This window comes from Ilumatobacter sp., from assembly GCF_041688325.1.
GTDB lineage: Bacteria > Actinomycetota > Acidimicrobiia > Acidimicrobiales > Ilumatobacteraceae > Ilumatobacter_A.
The window spans coordinates 1-1277 of the sequence record NZ_JBDNIJ010000279.1; the positions used below are offsets into that span (position 1 = coordinate 1).

The window sequence follows — 1277 nt, forward strand, 5'->3', positions numbered from 1 at the left end:
CAGTGGCCTTCGGCGTTGAGACGGAACGTTTGCCGCACGTAGCCGACAGAGAACTCGGGGAAGTCAGCTACTCGAGGAGCAGTTCGAGGACCGTGTTGAGGTCGTTCCGGTTGGCGCCGTCGGACCAGCAGGGGTGGGCATGGTCGTGGAACGCTCGACGCGCTGCGGTCAGCCGCTTTCGATCCTTCTTCGTCATCGCTGTCGCCATCTGTTCCAACAGCGGATCTCGTGCTGCACACATCAGGAGGGTGGCGAGATCTCGCTCGTGCTTCTCCTTGTCGAAACGGGTGGCGGACACGACTTCGGTCGCAGCTGCTGACTTGGCGACGATCGCTCCGAGCAGGTTCGGGGTGCGGACCTCGAAGCGTTCGCTTGCGAGTTCCACGATGATGGTCTCGGCGCGTTCGACCGCCTGTGTGGCTCCCGGCGCTTGCACGACGCGTCCCTTTCCGGTCTCGACCGGATCGGCTCCGAGGTCGTCGGGTGCGAGGAGGTCGATCTTGGCGTCGCCCTTGATGAATCTGACGATTCCCTCCGGCGACTGTTCGGAGTCGAAGCCGTCGGTGACGAGCGCATCGGCGACGTGCCGCAAGGCTCGCGGGTGAACGTGCGGACGTCGACGACGATGTCTCCGTCGTCGGTTGCCCGCGGCAGTTCGACGCCCCAGACGGTGGCGTGGATTGCAACCATCTGACCGCCCACGACCGCCCACGTTGCGTGCGTGGCTGGGTGCAACTGACCAAAGTCGACGGTGATGGTCATCGGAGAACTCGGAGTGCCTCGGCAGCCGCACGTGTGTCGGCGGCATCGAGCAGATCGAGCACGGCGACGATCGGTGGTACGAACTTGTCGGTGGACGCAATGGGCCCGTCGACGATGCGCAGAACGACGTTCGGGTCGTCGGCGTTCGGGTTGGCGCGATAGTCGGCTCGGAATGAGTCGGCGTCGGCTGCACCGATGTAGATGTCTCGTTGGTCGGGCCGTCCGATGCCTGCGCCGTGATGGATCGCTGCGTGGGCGCCGCCATGCTGTACTCGTGGGTCGTCGTCGATGCGGCCGTCGAGGGCGGGGAGGATCCGGATGCGCTCGTTTCGGCTTCGTCGCCGAACGAGGCGAGCGAGGTCGATGGCCTCGTTGATGTTGGCGGGCAGTTCGGCGTCGAGCACGCGTTTCCATGAGGCAGATTCGGAGAGGGGCCGACCGCGCCGGGGCCTCAGGAGCCGGTATCGGCGGAGTGAGTCGGGGTCGATGGCCCAGCTGCGCCCGAAGCGCTCGGC

The 1277-nt window shown here is 65.8% G+C and carries 2 protein-coding genes; both read right to left on the reverse strand.

All coding sequences use genetic code 11. From position 1 onward, the window contains the following. Nucleotides 1–67: 67 nt before the first annotated feature. Nucleotides 68–592: a hypothetical protein gene (locus tag ACH2EI_RS15005; RefSeq protein WP_395160629.1), complete on the reverse strand. Its 525-nt coding sequence runs from the start codon at nucleotides 590–592 to the stop codon at nucleotides 68–70. 166 nt (nucleotides 593–758) lie between these two features. Beyond that, nucleotides 759–1277: hypothetical protein (locus ACH2EI_RS15010; RefSeq protein WP_395160631.1), on the reverse strand; the 519-nt coding region annotated here is incomplete at its 5' end.